This is a genomic window from Paenibacillus sp. Y660 (genome assembly GCF_057221575.1).
On record NZ_JBXBBJ010000004.1, the window covers coordinates 234,341 to 251,185 of the forward strand.

The 16,845-nt window shown below is 45.9% G+C and carries 14 protein-coding genes and 1 pseudogene; 14 read left to right on the top strand and 1 reads right to left on the bottom strand.

Annotation, left to right across the window (positions count from 1 at the left end; genetic code table 11):
* Nucleotides 1-21: 21 nt before the first annotated feature.
* The 10 genes and pseudogenes from AC2TDN_RS08035 to AC2TDN_RS08080 form a co-directional block, all read left to right on the top strand.
* Complete coding sequence (locus AC2TDN_RS08035; protein WP_484687585.1) at nucleotides 22-1,602, top strand: response regulator; 1,581 nt, start codon at nucleotides 22-24, stop codon at nucleotides 1,600-1,602.
* A 94-nt stretch (nucleotides 1,603-1,696) separates the two neighbouring features.
* The gene (locus AC2TDN_RS08040; RefSeq protein ID WP_484687586.1) at nucleotides 1,697-3,427 is read left to right on the top strand and encodes a sensor histidine kinase; all 1,731 of its coding nucleotides are present in this window, start codon (nucleotides 1,697-1,699) and stop codon (nucleotides 3,425-3,427) included.
* Between the two features lie 137 nt (nucleotides 3,428-3,564).
* Entirely contained in the window at nucleotides 3,565-5,265 is a 1,701-nt protein-coding gene (locus AC2TDN_RS08045) for a type 2 periplasmic-binding domain-containing protein (RefSeq protein ID WP_484687566.1), read from the top strand.
* Between the two features lie 96 nt (nucleotides 5,266-5,361).
* Nucleotides 5,362-6,336, top strand: coding sequence for an ABC transporter permease (locus AC2TDN_RS08050; RefSeq protein ID WP_484687567.1), 975 nt, complete (start codon nucleotides 5,362-5,364; stop codon nucleotides 6,334-6,336).
* 24 nt (nucleotides 6,337-6,360) lie between these two features.
* The gene (locus AC2TDN_RS08055; RefSeq protein ID WP_484687587.1) at nucleotides 6,361-7,296 is read left to right on the top strand and encodes a carbohydrate ABC transporter permease; all 936 of its coding nucleotides are present in this window, start codon (nucleotides 6,361-6,363) and stop codon (nucleotides 7,294-7,296) included.
* Between the two features lie 19 nt (nucleotides 7,297-7,315).
* Nucleotides 7,316-8,338, top strand: a complete 1,023-nt coding sequence (locus AC2TDN_RS08060; protein WP_484687568.1) for an endo-1,4-beta-xylanase — start codon at nucleotides 7,316-7,318, stop codon at nucleotides 8,336-8,338.
* Between the two features lie 80 nt (nucleotides 8,339-8,418).
* Nucleotides 8,419-10,467 carry an alpha-glucuronidase family glycosyl hydrolase gene (locus tag AC2TDN_RS08065; protein ID WP_484687569.1) on the top strand — a complete coding sequence of 683 codons (2,049 nt, stop codon included), beginning with the start codon at nucleotides 8,419-8,421 and terminating at the stop codon, nucleotides 10,465-10,467.
* A 102-nt stretch (nucleotides 10,468-10,569) separates the two neighbouring features.
* A complete protein-coding gene (locus AC2TDN_RS08070) occupies nucleotides 10,570-11,397 on the top strand; it encodes a DUF4362 domain-containing protein (protein ID WP_484687570.1) in 828 nt (275 codons plus the stop codon).
* A 51-nt stretch (nucleotides 11,398-11,448) separates the two neighbouring features.
* Entirely contained in the window at nucleotides 11,449-11,931 is a 483-nt protein-coding gene (locus AC2TDN_RS08075; protein ID WP_484687571.1) for a hypothetical protein, read from the top strand.
* 64 nt (nucleotides 11,932-11,995) lie between these two features.
* Nucleotides 11,996-12,142, top strand: a pseudogene (locus tag AC2TDN_RS08080) (GNAT family N-acetyltransferase); the annotation flags it as partial.
* Nucleotides 12,143-12,636: 494 nt separating this feature from the next.
* Here the strand turns inward: AC2TDN_RS08080 and AC2TDN_RS08085 are convergent.
* Nucleotides 12,637-13,980 (bottom strand): outer membrane protein assembly factor BamB family protein, encoded by a 1,344-nt coding sequence (locus AC2TDN_RS08085; protein ID WP_484687572.1) that lies wholly within the window; start codon nucleotides 13,978-13,980, stop codon nucleotides 12,637-12,639.
* A 316-nt stretch (nucleotides 13,981-14,296) separates the two neighbouring features.
* Between AC2TDN_RS08085 and AC2TDN_RS08090 the strand changes: the two genes are divergently transcribed.
* The 4 genes from AC2TDN_RS08090 (at nucleotide 14,297) to AC2TDN_RS08105 (ending at nucleotide 15,944) form a co-directional block, all read left to right on the top strand.
* On the top strand, nucleotides 14,297-15,076 hold the full coding sequence (locus tag AC2TDN_RS08090) for an SDR family oxidoreductase (protein WP_484687573.1): 780 nt from the start codon (nucleotides 14,297-14,299) through the stop codon (nucleotides 15,074-15,076).
* A gap of 26 nt (nucleotides 15,077-15,102) precedes the next feature.
* Nucleotides 15,103-15,246 (top strand): hypothetical protein, encoded by a 144-nt coding sequence (locus tag AC2TDN_RS08095; protein WP_484687574.1) that lies wholly within the window; start codon nucleotides 15,103-15,105, stop codon nucleotides 15,244-15,246.
* Complete coding sequence (locus AC2TDN_RS08100; protein ID WP_484687575.1) at nucleotides 15,228-15,503, top strand: HIT family protein; 276 nt, start codon at nucleotides 15,228-15,230, stop codon at nucleotides 15,501-15,503. The genes AC2TDN_RS08095 and AC2TDN_RS08100 overlap by 19 nt, the downstream gene beginning before the upstream one ends.
* Before the next feature lie 219 nt (nucleotides 15,504-15,722).
* A complete protein-coding gene (locus AC2TDN_RS08105) occupies nucleotides 15,723-15,944 on the top strand; it encodes a DUF2332 family protein (protein ID WP_484687576.1) in 222 nt (73 codons plus the stop codon).
* Nucleotides 15,945-16,845 lie beyond the last annotated feature (901 nt).

The following is a 16,845-nucleotide window of genomic DNA, read 5'->3' on the forward strand; positions in this document are numbered from 1 at the left end:
CGCTAATAGGAGGCAAAAATGATGCATTTGCATAGTGCGATTCTAGTTGATGACGAATCATTTACCCGCAAAGGCCTAATGAAGCTGATTGATTGGGAAGCCTGCGGTTTTCAAATCGTAGGGGAAGCCGATAACGGCGAGGATGCGCTAGAGCTGATTAAGCGCGTTCAGCCTGATCTTGTTATTACGGACATACGTATGCCTGTCATTGACGGGCTTGAGCTGATTCGATGCGTCACCGAGGAAAATATGGCTAAGCCTTATTTTATCATTATTAGCGGATATAACGACTTCAACTATGCACAGCAGGCGATGCGTTTCGGCGTCCATGATTTCGTAGTGAAGCCTATTGATGAGATTGAATTTAGCGGCATTCTAGGCCAGTTGAATAATAAGCTCAGGCTTGAACAAGAGGAACAAGTGAGAAGCGACCGGCTGATGGGCGGCGAGCTGATTAAATCGCTTATTCTTGGCGAAGCAAGCGAAACGTCCATTGCAGAATGGGAGCAGCGCTTAAGACTAAGGAACTCCGATCGCTTCTATTATTTGTTCGCTGAGCTGAATGACAACCATAGCTGGCTGCCTCGCGAGGAGAAAATTTCGAATGCCCGATTCAAGGAGCTTGTGCAGGAGGAGCTAATGGGGATAACGGAAGCAGATCCGTCCATTTGCTTGCATGAACATCGCAATCGCATCGGCATTCTGCTGCCCAGCTTTCTGCTGGCCACTTACAATGGGGAGCTTGAGCGGTTTCTGCTCGCATTTAGAGCGGCGCTGGATGTGCATTTGGGAAAAAGGGTGTTTCTATATGCTGGATCTCCTGTTAAAGGTCTGTCAGACATTCGTGAATCCTACAAGGCTGCCAAGGAAGCATTACTATATAAATACATAAATGAGGACAAACGCATCGTTATCTCCGATCAGCTACAAGCGGGGAAGCTGAATTACATCAGCTTTGATCCGGCTGAGTTTAATCGATTTATGGAGCAAATGGAAGAGCTGCAGCTGGAATCTGTGAAAACGATTGTCGATAAATGGTTTCACGATTTTCGCGATAAGCGTTACGCTCCAGAGGCTGTGAAGATGAACATCCAGCAATGCATCATGGGGATTCTGAAGACTACCCGCAGCATGGAGGGGGACGAGCAAGCTTTGTTGACGCTCAAGCCGCTGCTCAGCTGGCATGATATCAATTTATCGCTGGGCGAATTGAAGAGGCTGTTTACGGCGTTTATCGAGGAGAGCCAGCAGCATATTGCAGAGCTGAGAAGGGAGCAGCAGAAGGGCAGCATTCAAAAAATCAAAAGCTATATCGAGGTTAATTATTCGCAAAATATGAGCTTAAAGAGCATTGCCGCCCAATTTTACGTCAATCCCGTCTATTTGGGCCAGTTGTTCAAGAAGACATACGGCGTCTATTTCAATGAGTTTCTGCTGCAGCTTCGGGTAAATGAGGCCAAAAAGCTGCTGCGTCAATCAAGCACCATGCGCATCTATGAGATCGCGGAGAAGGTGGGCTTCAGCAACTCCGACTATTTTGTCACTCAATTCGAGAAGATCGAGCATATGACGCCAACCGAATACCGCAATAAGCTCTTGTAAGCTTGAGCATCCAAATGATCCGATTGAAGTGGAAAAGGGGACTATTCGCGTGAAGCTGCACCTGAGTTTAAACAATGTTCGCCTTCGGAATAAAATGCTCATCCTATATCTTTTTTCCGTGTTTCTCCCCATCGTATTAACGAATGTTATTTTCTATAATGTGACGACGAATAATGTGAAAAATCAACGAATGAAGGATATCTCGCGAGCAGTCGAGCAGATCAACAATGAATTCCGGTCCGAGGTTGAGGATGCCGTTACGATTTCATCTGTATTTTATACCGATTATAATCTGAATCAAATATTGGAAACCGACTATCAGGAGCCTGCTGCTTATATTGAGGCCTATGATACGTATTTTCGAAGGATTTTGAATAGCTACACCCCCGTATATCCCTCGATTCAAAGCATCAAAATTTATGTTGAAAATCCGACCATGCTGCATTCCGGCGGCATCGGTTATTTATCGAACGAAGTGAAGCAGACGGATTGGTTCAAGCTGCTTAAAGAAAGAAACAATGCTTACCCTGTTTTTATCCGAACACAGCAAGAGGACCGGTTTTTGAAACACGGAGAGGAGGTCGTTGAGGATACCTTCAGCATCATTCGGGAAATGGACTATTTTGAATCCAAAAATAAATGGCAAAAGTTTTTGAAAATTGATTTAAAGACGAGCACCATCGAACAGATTTTCCGCAATCAAAACCTGCAGGGCAACATTTATTTAGTGGATGATAAAGGGCTTATTGAATATACGACGAACCCAGCGGTAGATTGGAGAAAAGAAGCGGTTGCTTATGAAGCACTTAAGTTTCCTGCGGATTCGATCACCTTTGATACGGGGAATACCTATGTAAGCTATTTGGAAAACTGGCGCATTATAGGGACGATTTCGGAGGAAGAGGTACTTAAGGACGTACGTCAATCACGGGAATTTGTTTTCGTTTTGGCATGCCTAAATATTTTCATCCCGACGCTCATTATTTTATGGATAACGCGCTCCTTGAATGAGAGGCTTGTCCGTATTTTGCGGCATATGAAAAAAGTGAAAAATCAGCACTTCGATACGATCAAGCAGGGCGAATCATTAGATGAAATCGGACAATTAACGAGTGAATTCAATCGGATGACGATCCAAGTGAAAAGCTTGATCGACGATGTGTATATCGCGGATATTCAGAAAAAATCTCTAGAGCTCGAACGAAGGAAAGCCCAGCTCAACGCGCTGCAAAGCCAGATCAACCCTCATTTCCTATTTAATGCGCTTGAGACGATTCGGATGCGAAGCTTGATCAAGGACGAGACGGAGACGGCTAAGATCATTCATAATATGGCCAAAATATTCCGGACGTCGCTGACCTGGGGCAAGGACCGTGTCATGGTTAGCGAGGAAATGGAGTTTATTGTGTGTTTCCTGGAAATTCAGAAGTACCGATTCGAGGATCGCATGAATTATCACATTCATATTGCGCCTTCTGCAAGAGATTGTATGGTGCCGAAAATGATGTTTTTGCCCTTTGTTGAAAATGCGAGCATTCACGGCATTGAGCCGCTGAGAAACGGAGGCAGAATTGTAGTGCAGGTTGAGCGCGAGGAGGATATGCTGATCTTTTCGATCAACGATAACGGAATTGGAATGGACGAAGAGAAGGTGAAGAAATTTTACGGCTATTTGGAGAGCGACGAGGAGCTTGGAGAGAGAATTGGCGTTCAGAACGTCATCTACCGCTTGAAGCTGATCTATGGCGATCGCTTTCAGCTATTAATTAAGAGCTCGCCTGGACAAGGGACGTTTATTCAAGTTGTCGTTCCGATTGAACGTTGATGCATGCCGTTAAATGAAGAACGTATATGCTTTTTAAAGCACGAACTATAGTTTATCGGGTAAACAAAGTTTTTAATTTTGCCTATAATGAAAGTGCTTACAAAATATATTTGGACTTGAAAGGGGCTAGAAAAAAAGTGACAAAGAAATTGCTATTTGTTTGTTTGGCTGCCTTCATGATTTTCACTGCTGCGTGCTCGAATAATAACAGCGGCGGAGAAGCAAAGCCGTCAGACGGCGCGAGCAGTCCAAACGCTACGGCGGAGGGCGAAGCAGAGAAGCCGGTTGAAAAGGTGACTTTCTCTTATTTCAACGGCGTTGCGGCAGCCAAGGATACGAACACAAACGAGACGACGATCGGTAAACGGCTTGAGGATCAAACGGGCGTTAACTTTAAAATCGAGCATTTGGTAGGCGATTTGAATACGAAGGTCGGAACGATGATCGCATCCAATGCTTATCCGGATGTCATGATCCCGGATGCTGCAATCGACAAAATTCTTGATGCCGGAGCCTTCATTGCGCTCGATGAGCTCATTGAGCAATACGGCCCGAACATTAAGCGTGTATACGGTCCATACTTCAATCAAATGAAAGCGGCAGACGGTAAAATTTACTTCCTACCGTTCTCGAATACGGTTGGCGAGTATATTCCGGATCCGAATATCAATCAAGGCGCCTTCTGGGTACAGCGCCGCGTGCTCAAGGAAGCGGGCTATCCAAAGATCAAGACGCTTGATGAGTATATGGAATTAATTAAAAATTTCGTAGAGAAGCATAAGGATGAAGAGCTGACGGGTATCGTTTCCTTGACGCATGACTGGAGATTCTTTGCAACCTCCAACCCGCCGAACCATTTGGCTGGCTATCCGAACGACGGCAATGTCATCGTCGATATGACGACTTTCGACGCGAAGACGTATGCAGCGGATGACAATACAAAGCGCTGGCTGCAAAAATTGAATGAAATCAATGCGGAAGGCTTGTTCGATAAAGCGTCCTTCGTGGACAACTACGATCAGTATTTGGCGAAATTGACCTCTCATAAAGTAGTCGGCTTCTTCGATTATGGCTGGCAGTTCACGAATGCGCAAAATGCGCTTAAGGACGCCGCTAAGCAAGACCCGACACAAGACGATTTTGTTTATTTCCCGCTGCCCGTTACGTTTGATGGACAGAAGGATCAGTACCTGGACCCTCCGGGCTTCGTCAAAAACCGTGGCATGGGCATTACCGTTAGCGCGAAGGACCCTGCCCGCATTATTCAATATTTGGATAATCTATTGACGGACGAGAACCAAGTTCTTCAAAAATGGGGCATTAAGGGCGAAACGTACGAAGTGGACGACAAGGGACGGATGTATCGTACGGCTGAGCAAATCGCGAAGATCGACGAAGCGTTTAACGAGAAATTCGGCTTCAAGTATTATTCATGGAACTGGCCGCTATACGGCAATGGCTCATCTCTTCCAGACGGCAACTCCGTTGCTCCTGGTATGCAGCCTGAAGTGTTCCAAATGAGCCTGACGGATGCGGACAAAGAAATTTTGGGCAAATACGGCGTGAAAACCTATTCCGAAATGTTCGCCGCGCCAGACAGCCGTCCATGGTACCCTTCATGGGGCATTCCGAAGGAGCAAGGCTCCGAGCAGCAAATTTGGGAAACGAAAAAAGATGAAATTACGAAAAAATATTTCCCTAAGCTTGTCCTCTCGAAACCAGCTGAATTTGACAAGGTATGGGCGGAGTATACGGACGCTTTCGGCAAGCTCGATACGGCAGCTTACGAGAAATGGACGACAGAAGAAGTGAAGAAGCTGATCGAAGCAGCAAAATAATCGTTATCCAGGTTGTGGCGAAAGGCCGGATGAAAGCAATCGTTCGCCGGCCTTTCCCCTTTACAGCCCGATTCAGTCCGGAAGGAGAGAGATAAGATGGACAGTAAACCAACAATGTCGACGTCAAAGCTGGTGTTGCCAAAGAAGCCGACAGGACTGAAGTATTTTGCCAAAAAGCTGGTCGAGCAGCGTGTGCTTGTGCTCATGTCCGTACCGTTTCTAGCATGGTTGTTTATTTTTAAATACATGCCTCTATGGGGGTGGACGATCGCCTTCCAAGATTACAAGCCTGCCAAAAGCTTTAGCGAGCAGAAATGGGTCGGGTTTGACCATTTTCAGTTTTTATTTCAGGATGAACGGTTCATTCGCGTCTTAAGAAATACGCTTGCGATGAGCGGCATCAACCTGATTCTTGGCTTCGTTACGGCGATTACGCTCGCCTTGCTTCTAAATGAGGTGCGCAAGGTTGCCTTTAAACGGGTGGTTCAGACGGTAAGCTATTTGCCGCATTTTATCTCATGGGTTGTTGCGGCGAGTATTATTCAGACGACGTTATCGCCTGATGGCATCATTAATCAACTGCTGCTTTGGGGCGGCTTTGTCGAGAAGGGCGAGGAAATTTTATTTCTCGGTATCCCGGAATATTTCTGGGGCATTTTTGGAGCAAGCTCGGTGTGGAAAGATGTAGGCTGGAATACGATTGTCTATTTGGCGGCAATGACGATGATTGACCCCGCGCAATATGAAGCGGCGGAGATGGACGGAGCAGGCCGTATTAAACGGATGTGGTATGTTACGCTGCCGGGCATCAAGCCGGTTATTATCGTATTGCTGATTATGAATATCGGGTATTTGCTGGAGTCGGGTTTCGAGCCGCAGTATTTGCTGGGCAACGGGATGAACGTCGACTATTCGGAAAACCTTGACATATTTGTTCTGAAATACGGCATCGCGCAGGGCAACTACTCGCTCTCCATTGCGGCGGGCATGTTCAAAACGATCATCAGCTTTATTTTATTGTTCGCTGCGAACAATCTTGCGAAGCGAATGGGCGAGTCCAGACTGTTTTAGAAGGAGGGGTACAACGTGGATAATATGGCAGCAGAGGCTTTGTCCAACAAGTCCAGCCGAGTTCGCTCGTCACGCGGCGATCTTATTTTTGACATATGCAATTATATTTTTCTCACCTTGCTCATGATCGTAACCTTATATCCTTTCTTGAACACGGCCGCCGTTTCGCTCAACAACGCGACCGATTCGATTAAGGGCGGCATTTATTTGCTGCCAAGGATATGGACCTTAGACAACTATGCTTATGTATTGAAGGAATCAACGATTTTTCATGCAACGCTGATCTCGATTCTTCGTACCGTGATCGGAACGATTGCTACCGTTTTTTGCTCAGCGATGGTCGCCTATACGATTACTAGGCAGGAGTATGTACTCCGGAAGTTCGTTACGATTGCGTTCATTTTGACGATGTATTTTAATGGCGGACTCATTCCGAACTTTCTCTTAATCCGCGACTTAGGGCTGCTGAGCAATTTTTGGGTTTATATTTTCCCAGGTTTGATCGGCGTATTTAACTTGATCATCATTCGTTCCTTTATCGAAGGACTGCCGGAGAGTATTTTGGAATCAGCAAGAATTGACGGAGCCGGCGATTTTAAAATGTTTTACAGCATCGTGCTGCCGCTATGCGTTCCCGTCCTTGCAACCGTTGCTCTATTCTCGGCTGTCTATCAATGGAATCAATGGTTTGACGTATTCCTGTACAACTCATCGAATATCGAGCTCAGCACGCTGCAATACGAGCTTCAGAAAATTTTGCAAAACTCGAACGCGTCCTTGACGACGAAGACCGCCGGCGATGCGTTCGCCAATGCGAGCAACTCGGGAGCCAATACGGTGACGCCGTTCGCGATCCGCGCTACGATGACCATTGTGGCATCCTTGCCGATCATTATGGTGTATCCGTTCTTGCAGAAATATTTTGTAAAAGGTATGACGGTAGGCGGCGTGAAGGGTTAATCGAATAGGGGGAAGAGTCATGAGTAGAATGGCAGACGGTAACAACAGTACCAACGGTAACTTTCCAAAGCTGTATGAAGCATTTAGCGGCTCATTTGATATAGGAGCAGCGGTTAATCCGCGTACAATTATTCAGGCTGGTGATTTAATTGCGAAGCATTTCAACAGCCTGACCGCAGAGAATGAAATGAAATTTGTGAGCGTGCATCCAGCGGAGGATACGTATACGTTTGAAGCGGCGGACAAAATCGCAGCTTTCGCAAGAGAGAATGGCAAGAAATTGAGAGGGCATACGCTCGTTTGGCATAATCAGACGTCGGATTGGTTATTTCAAGAAGCGGACGGCAGCCCCGTTAGCCGTGAAAAGCTGTTCGCTCGTTTGAAATCACATATTGATACGGTTGTGACGCGGTACAAAGAGGACATCTACGCTTGGGATGTTGTCAATGAAGTCATTACGGACGAGGGCTCAGACCTGCTGCGTCCTTCCAAGTGGCTGGATATTGCGGGACCGGAATTTATTGCTAAAGCGTTCGAATTCGCTCATGAAGCGGACCCGAAAGCACAGCTTTTCTACAATGATTATAACGAGTCAAACCCGCTGAAGCGCGATAAAATTTACCAGTTGGTCAAAAGCCTGCTCGAGCAGGGGGTGCCGGTGCATGGTGTCGGCCTTCAAGCGCATTGGAGCCTGTATAGTCCAGGCTTAGATGAGATCAGGGCAGCCATCGAGAAATTTGCGTCACTTGGCCTAAGATTGCAACTAACAGAGCTTGATATATCGATGTTCCGGCATGATGATTTGCGTACGGATGTAGTCAGCCCGACTGATGAGATGCTGGAGCTGCAGGAGCGGCGATATGAAACGGTATTTCATTTGCTGGAGGAGTATAAGAATCATATTGATGCCGTCACCTTCTGGGGTGCAGCGGATGATTATACGTGGCTGAGCGACTTTCCTGTTCGTGGACGGAAAAACTGGCCGCTGCTGTTTAATGAGAGCCATCAGCCAAAAGGCTCGTTCTGGCGTGTCATCAAGTAGACCTCGCAGTCTTAAAAAAGCTAAAACAACTAGGGACAGCTAAGACTGCTAGTGCAGCTTAAAAGGAGGCACTATGTTTAATGAATAGTCATGCGTATAAGGCTTGGCTGAATGATTCGCCGCTTGAGGATGAACAGCTGAAAGCTGAGTATTCAGCTATAGTTGGACAGCTTGTCTATGACGGTGAACCGTCCGGCGTATTGGATACGGCAATAAAGGAGCTTCGCAATGGCATCCAAGCTTGCATTGGCATAACGCCAGCCATTAAGAAGAAGCCTGATGCCGGAGGTTTCCTTCAAATTGTAGTGGATTCGGATGTGGAGAGGTTAGAGGAATGGCGGCTGGGGAAAGAGGGATTTAAGCTCCAGTATGGGCAAGGCGCCGGCGCTAATCATGGCTATTTGACGCTTACCGGCGGCTCGGCCGTTGGGGTTTTGTACGGCGTCTACCATCTGCTGCGTCTCATAAGCGCAGGCAAGCCTTTTGAGGAGCTGAATGCGGAAGAGTCTCCAAGAAATCAGCTGCGAATGATCAATCAGTGGGATAATGCCGACGGTTCGATTGAGAGAGGGTACGCTGGACGTTCTATTTTTTATCAAAATGGGAGCATTACAACCGATTTGCAGCGAATAAGGGATTACGCGCGATTGCTCGCATCAGTCGGACTTAATGCCATCTCCATTAACAATGTGAATGTCCATGAGATCGAGACGAGATTCATTACCGATGAGCTGCTGCCGTCTGTAGCAGGCATTGCGGACATTTTCCGCGAATACGGGATTAGGCTGTTTCTGAGCGTTAATTTTGCAGCACCTTTGCAGATCGGAGGCTTGGCGACAGCAGATCCGCTTGATGCGGCTGTGCAAGGCTGGTGGAAGGAAACGGCTGAGCGGATCTATTTGTTGATTCCTGACTTTGGCGGTTTTGTCGTCAAGGCAGACTCTGAGCATCGGCCAGGGCCGTTCGCTTATGGACGTGACCATGCGGATGGGGCGAATATGCTTGCTGACTCGCTTGCAGTTTATGATGGGATCGTCATTTGGCGCTGCTTCGTTTATGACTGCATGCAGGATTGGCGTGATCGGAAGACGGATCGTGCGCGTTCGGCATTCGACCATTTTAAACCGCTGGATGGGCGTTTTCGAAGCAATGTGCTGCTGCAGATTAAGAATGGACCGATGGACTTTCAGGTTCGAGAGCCTGTATCCCCCTTGCTTGGCGCGATGAAAAAAACGAATCAGATGATGGAGTTTCAAATTACCCAAGAGTATACCGGGCAGCAGAAGCATTTGTGCTACTTGGTGCCGCAATGGAAGCAGGTACTCGATTTTGATACCTATGCGGAAGGCTCGGGGACTGAAGTGAAACGAATTGTCGATGGAACGATATACGGTATGAAGTATAGCGGGGTTGCTGCGGTTTCGAATATCGGGAATGAGGAGAGCTGGACAGGTCATATTCTCGCGCAGGCTAACCTTTACGGATATGGCCGGCTCGTCTGGAATCCGAATCTAACGGCCGAGGAGATTTCTACCGAGTGGACGATCGCAACGTTCGGAAGCGACCAACTCGTTGTATCAAACATTAATCGGATGCTGATGGAATCGTGGCCGATCTATGAAGGGTACACCGCACCGCTTGGCGTCGGCTGGATGGTAGCGCCTAACCATCATTATGGACCTGATGTAGACGGCTACGAGTATTCAAGATGGGGAACCTATCATTTTGCGGACCGGGACGGTATCGGCGTTGACCGGACACAGGAGAGCGGAACGGGATATACATCGCAGTATGAAGAACCGAATCGTTCGCTGTATGATCGCGTTGAAACCTGTCCGGACGAGCTGCTGCTCTTTTTTCATCATGTACCCTATACTCATCAGCTTCATTCTGGAAGGACGGTTATTCAGCACATCTACGATACTCACTTTTGGGGTGCCGAGGAAGCGGAACGGATGCAGCAGGAGTGGGCGGGTTTAGCCGGTAAAATGGATGAAGCAAGGTTTGTTCATATCGCTAATCGATTGTCCGAGCAGGCTAAGCATGCCAAGCAGTGGCGCGATATTATTAATACGTATTTTTACCGAAAGTCCGGTATTGCTGATGAATTTGGCCGCATGATCTATTAAAACTTTAACAGCCCTTTACCATATGACGGTAGAGGGCTGTTTGTCGTAGGCATCCTGCAACTTTCACAGATTTGTAAACGTTTGTAATGATGAGGTGATGGGATGTTTAAGGCAAGAGTGAGCACTGCTTTAATATTGATTGTATGTTTGACGGCTGCTGTGGGCTGTACGTCAAAATCGGAGAAGCCGCTTCCTGCATCGGGAAGCAATCCTGTGAGTACGATGGAACCAAATGCTGGTGAAAGGCTTGATGCCAAGCAGGTAACGGTAAGCAGATCGCAGCAATTCGGTAAAGTGAATGCAGCGGTCTATAGTATTTTTAAACAATCAGAGGATGTACAAGCATTTGAAGATGCGATTAAGACGGCGGAGAAAATAGGAGGTGTTCTCAATATAGCTAAACCAGATTACGATATGGTCATTGATAATGGCGGCTCGCAGCGCTCCTTGCATCTGTGGCTGCATCCGAAGTCAGAGACCGGCATGTATACCGAAGTAAGCGATACCGGGACTGGTTATCGGCTAACAGCCTCCGCGACGGAAAAGCTAAAGAAAATGATTATGGAGCAGTACTACAGTTCCGATCTGGCAGAGAAAAATGGTGATGTCGTGAACCTCCATGACAAATGGAGCAACGCAAGCAAGTGGAAACAATTCGTAAACAACGTGAAAGAAGGTACAGCGGATGTTGTTTCAGTCACCTCGTATACGCTTGAAGGCAGTCCAATTTTTCAAGATTTAATATTCGATGGGACAACGATTGAATATACATTTGATAATACGCATGATACATTTGGAAGCCCGATTAAGCCAGTCTCTTTCTGCAGCGCTATTGAAACGAATAAAACAGCCGAAGGAACGGAGTATAGGCTAGCCCGCTGTAGCGGAGAAGAGGCGGATAATCCGACTTTTAGCTTGCTGATGCCGTGAAGGTAATCGGAGAGTTGGTTTGGACATTTTTTTGACGTAAGGAGTGGGGTTTTGAATTTAAACAGAGGATTAGATAGGTTAGCTTTAGCCATGAAAATGATTATGATCTCTGCTATATTTGTTCTGTTAAGTGCTTGCAGCGATGCCGTAAAAGTCGAGCATGTAGAGGCTTTTGCCATAGAAATCATGGAGGAAAATGAAGAGGGGATTCATGAACGAACTGGCTTTAAGAAGGTGAATTCCATTTCTCTTATAGTAGAAGGCAAAAATTTTATCAGATCTGAAATTAAAATGATTGAGGACTTTTACGATAAAGAAGGAAACTATATTAACACGGTAATCCAGCATTCTAAAGCAGGCAGAACGCATGTCACTGAGGTTGAAGATGGAGACAACCGGGAAAAAGAGCTGCAAGAGCCTTCCACTATTTTGATTCCTGATGAAAACATAGAGCGTTTTCGATCATATGAACTGAATGACGATGAGAAAAAGCAGGTTAAAGAGCATGTGTTAGCTTTTATGGATAAGCTGTAGGAGCTGCGAAGGAGATAAATATGAACATTATGATTAGAAAAGAACGATTGGATGATCACAAGTCAAATTTGGGTTTAAAAAAGCATCCTTATGGGGAATAAAAGCGCCTTTCGAAGTAAGCGATGAAGCCTTTATGGCATTAGAGCTGCAAGAAAATACGCTTAATCATGTTTCCGGAGTTGTTGAATATTCAAGCGTGTTCTTTGAGTAAACAGGTTTTTGTATGAGGGGTGAACGTGGTGCTGAGTTAAGTTCATTCATATATGTTTAGTACGGACCACAGTGCCGCTTCGCTATTTCATTAGTACGGACTACAGATCCGCTATTTCAGATGAATGTGCCATTTGGAGAGTTCTGCGGACTCAGGATCCGCTATTTGTCCTTAAACATACTATTTTCTATTGAATTTCATCAAATAAGAGATTCTGTGTCCGGTATTACGAATATATCGCGTTCGATCATGCAAATAACGTATTCTGAGTCCGCTACCACAGCATAGTCACGCAACACAGTATCACATCACAGCATCGCATCACAGTATCACATCACAGTATCGCATCATAGTATCGCTCTCCCGATTGTTTCTTCTGAGTCCGCAACCACAGCATAGCCACCGCGCCAAAGCATCACACTCGCAAGTGCTCCCCAATGAATGTCATTGAGGAGGCAGATAGAAATCGAGGCAGGTCTTTTGTGATTATTCGACTACTTCAATGCCGCGGGCAATAGCACGCCTGTCAGCTTTCCGTTCGTTTGTATGATAAGCGAGCTGCCTTCCTTGAGCGTCGGTCCATAATTGCGAGCGCCCGTTTTCACCCGAAACAGCGGCTTGCCTGAATCAAAATCGATCGCGTGCAGGATACCGTCTGTTTGGGCTAGATAGACACCCTTTCCATAGATGTCCGTCATAGAGGCAGGGTTGTCCCCTGCCCAGCTCACATGCTGTCCGTTGGCTGTCTTAATGCCAGCAAGCGCACCATTCCCGGAGCCAGCGAACAAAATGCGGTCGCGGTGAACTTTTTGAGCAGGGTATCCATACGAATTTGAGGCGGGCTCATTATAGGTCCGAACAGGTTTGCCGTCAGGCTTGTAATTTGTAAAATCATACCTCGCAATTATACCGTTCTGATGGACATAAAAATCATTTCCATCCAAATAGCACGGTCCGCCGGTCTGATATTCAACGCCGGGCCCTTCCTGTACGCTCCAACGATAAACGCGGCTTCCTTTTAATTCACCTGTTTTGAGATTGATCACGGACACCGTAACGCTGCGTTCGGTTCCTTCAACTATCGGACTATAATTATCTTTTACGGAATAGACCACCCCGCCTTCGATCTTGAGCGGTGTGCCTTGGCGAAACATACCCCAAAGCTTATTTCCTGTTTTCTTATCGATGGCGTTAAGTTGAACAGAGGTAAGTGCGCCTTGAACGGTAAAGGTGCGGAATACGACATCTCCCGCATCGATGAGCCCCGCGTGGCCGTGATCGGATTGCGGCTCGGTGTTTTTCCAAAGCTGTTTTCCCGTCTTCGGATTAAAGGCATACATATCCTTTCCTTTCAGAATATACAGCGTATCGCCTACAATCTCGATAGCGTCCGGACTCGGCAGCTTGACACTCGACAGCCACTTTCGTTTCCCGTTTGATGCAGAGAGGGCATAGATGCTCCCGTCATTTGCCGCTCCGAAAACAGTTCCCTCCTGATAAACAACAATAGGCAGCAGATTATCTCCGTAAGTCCAAACGGTCTTGCCTGTTTGAGCGTTCAAAGCGATCAGCCTCTTGCCGCTTAATGAGAAAACTTTGCCCTCGCCTGTCACTGTAAAATACGAATTAGAGTAAATCTCCCAAGTATCGACCTTTGCGGACCAAGCTGGCTGAACATATGGTGACTGAATCTCTGGCTGTCCTCCACCGAAGGATAAGACAGATTTCTCTGCATGGACTTGGTTAATTCCACTGTTGTTTGCTGTCAGCCCTGTTTGGAGAGCAATAACCAGGACGGAAGCGGCAAGAACGGTTCGAGATATTAATTTTTTTTGCATGAATGATTCTCCTCATTTTCCCATAAATTTGAAAACTTTCCTTATAGACGGGCAGTCCGAGAAAAAGGTTGCAACGATTCGCTTGCGCTCGCTGTTTTGAAGAGGACGCTACTCGAGAATTTCAATTTTCAGGTTCGGATAGTTAGTTCTCAGCACATCTATTTGGTTTTCCAGTACCGTTTTGTCAAAGCTGGCTCCGATTCCTGCCTGTCCACTCACCGCGGATGACGCGCTGAAGGTTAAGGATGGTACAGCGTAGAAAATATAGGGATATGAACATATAAATCAAGTGGTTAACATCTGGAGGGAGCAGCAATTGATCTCATTGAAAAATAAAATAGCGATCGTTACAGGGGCTAGCCGATCATCGGGAATTGGAACAGCGATATGCCGTTCTCTAGCACGATTGGGAGCAGATATCTTTTTTACGCACTATCATGCTTTTGATGAAACGGAAGGCAATGGCGGGGAGAAGGATTGGCCGGAGCAGCTGCGCCATGAATTGGAAAGATTAGGCGTAAGAGCAAGCCATATGGAGGCTGATTTTGCAAATCCCGAGACGCCTGTTCTAATTATGGAGCAAGTCGAAAGGTCGCTCGGCAGCGCTTCGATTTTGATCAACAATGCCACCTATTGCGTACCAACAAATTTTCGCAGTCTAGATATTGATGTACTGGATCAGCATTATGTCGTGAACAATCGCGGCCCAATCTTGCTTAGCACAGAATTTGCAAAAAGATTCGAGAAAAACCATGCCAAAGGGACGGCAGGAAGAATTATTTTTATGGTTTCAAAAGGGCCTGATCCGGATAACTTGGCATACATCGCAACGAAGGGTGCTCTGATCGGATTGATTGAGCCGCTCTCCGTAGGCTTGGCGCCGCTCCAAATTACCGTTAATGGATTTGATCCAGGGCCGACCGATTCAGGCTGGATGGATGATGAGATGAAAGCAGGTTTTCTGCCTATGTTTCCGATGGGACGAATCGGATTGCCGGAGGATGCAGCGAGAGCGGTCAGCTTCCTAGCGAGCGATGAATCACAGTGGATAACGGGGCAAGTGATAAAATCCGAAGGCGGATTTTTAGGGAAATAGAGTGCATGCAAGAAGGAGAGAAGGAGATGGAGAAGGAGATGGAGATGGAGATGGAGATGGAGATGGAGATGGAGGACCAGCTGTGCTTAGGGTGTAAACTTGCAAATAAAAGATTGGAAACGCATATCGTTTATGAGAACGAGCTGGTTACTTGGACTTGGACGAAATAACCGCATTTGAAATTATGAAGACATCTGCTATGCTGGCGAGGGTACTGAAGTCGCAGTTTCAGCCTGATGGGATTTCGGTTATTCAAAATGGCGGTATATTCAATGATTTGAACCATTATCACATGCATATTTTTCCGCGCTATGAATCGGATGGTTTTGCATGGGTAGAGCCAGCTGATACGTCGAACGCGAAGGGACGTTTAAGTGAAACGCGGGAGCAGATGATTACGATCGTTAATCAGCAGATGTCTGGTTAGCTTCGTCAGTCTTATTCATCGCTGGTAATGAGAGGCATAGATCTAGTTTTTAGACTTATTGATATAAATATCAGTTTTTAAAATGAAATAAGTCTAGTTTTTATAGTTAATGTTCGCATAATCGGGCAAAAGCGAGAGTTTCAAGGGCAATCGGAAAAAATAGATTTAAATAGTAGATTTAATTATTTGAAAACCGAGCAAAAGAGGGAAATAGGTCTAATGAATAGACTTACTCTGTTTCTGATCGCGGTTCATTACTTGCTATTGAAGGGTCATAACGATGAGTTGAAAGCGTATTATGCCAGCATCGTTAACGATCCGCGTGAACCGGAGACAACATTCGCTGATTTCAGACGTTTGTGCGTGGAGCATGAGCATGAAATTATTCCGATCCTCCAAAGCAAGCTTGTACAGACGAATGAAGTTAGGCGTTGTGCATAGATGTACCCCGTTTATAAAAGGCAAAGAAGCCGCTGGCAAGGAATACAAGGAAACGATAGCGGAAGCAGATGGTCATGGACGCTGGTTTCAATGGAAGCTTTGAATATGTAGGCAAGCCCTGCGCACCTTTACAAAAGAACATGTGATAGGTAAGATTCTCATAAATATACCAGCCGCATAGGCGGAAGAGAGCCGCCGCGGCTACCGAGGCTTAATCGAAATCTAGTGCTTCGGCAGTCAACTTGGCTCTTTCTGATATTGCTCTGATAATGGTTCGGTAAAGTTGTGTTTATCAACGCGCATACTCATAAATAGCGTGAATACATAAAATACTACAAGTAAACCCAAAGAAATACTGAAGAAATGCACGAACATCTTTATCGTCTCCCTTAGTTATACTATTTTACCATTTCGATTTAGCAACTGCTTTTCAGACTCTATCCCCATGAATGCTTCCTTAGTAAAGGCGTCTAAGTCTCTTGTTCGAATATATCCCATATACCTCACTTTGTCTGAGGAAGATAGTAAATTATAAACTTAATATAATTAGACTCAATCTGTAGGAGCATTGAGTCTAATTATAAATTTACAATTATTGAATTTTACTTAGTAGATCTTTTACCTTCTGATTAAGATTCAATGTATTAAGAATATTACCTGAATCCGTGATATAAATATCTGATTTTCATAGATTGAAAGAGTATTATGGAGTAAAATAGAGATAACAGCTCGTTTGTTGCTGTTTTCAAAATACACCTATGAGGTGAACTCCAATGAAGGCTAAATTTACACTGGAATCTTCCAATGATTATCTTACTTCGCGTGCCGGGCTCATTCTTATCGGTCAACTGCTTGCCGGTACGCATTTAAATAAACGTCTTAATTTGTCTAAAGCTGGTGA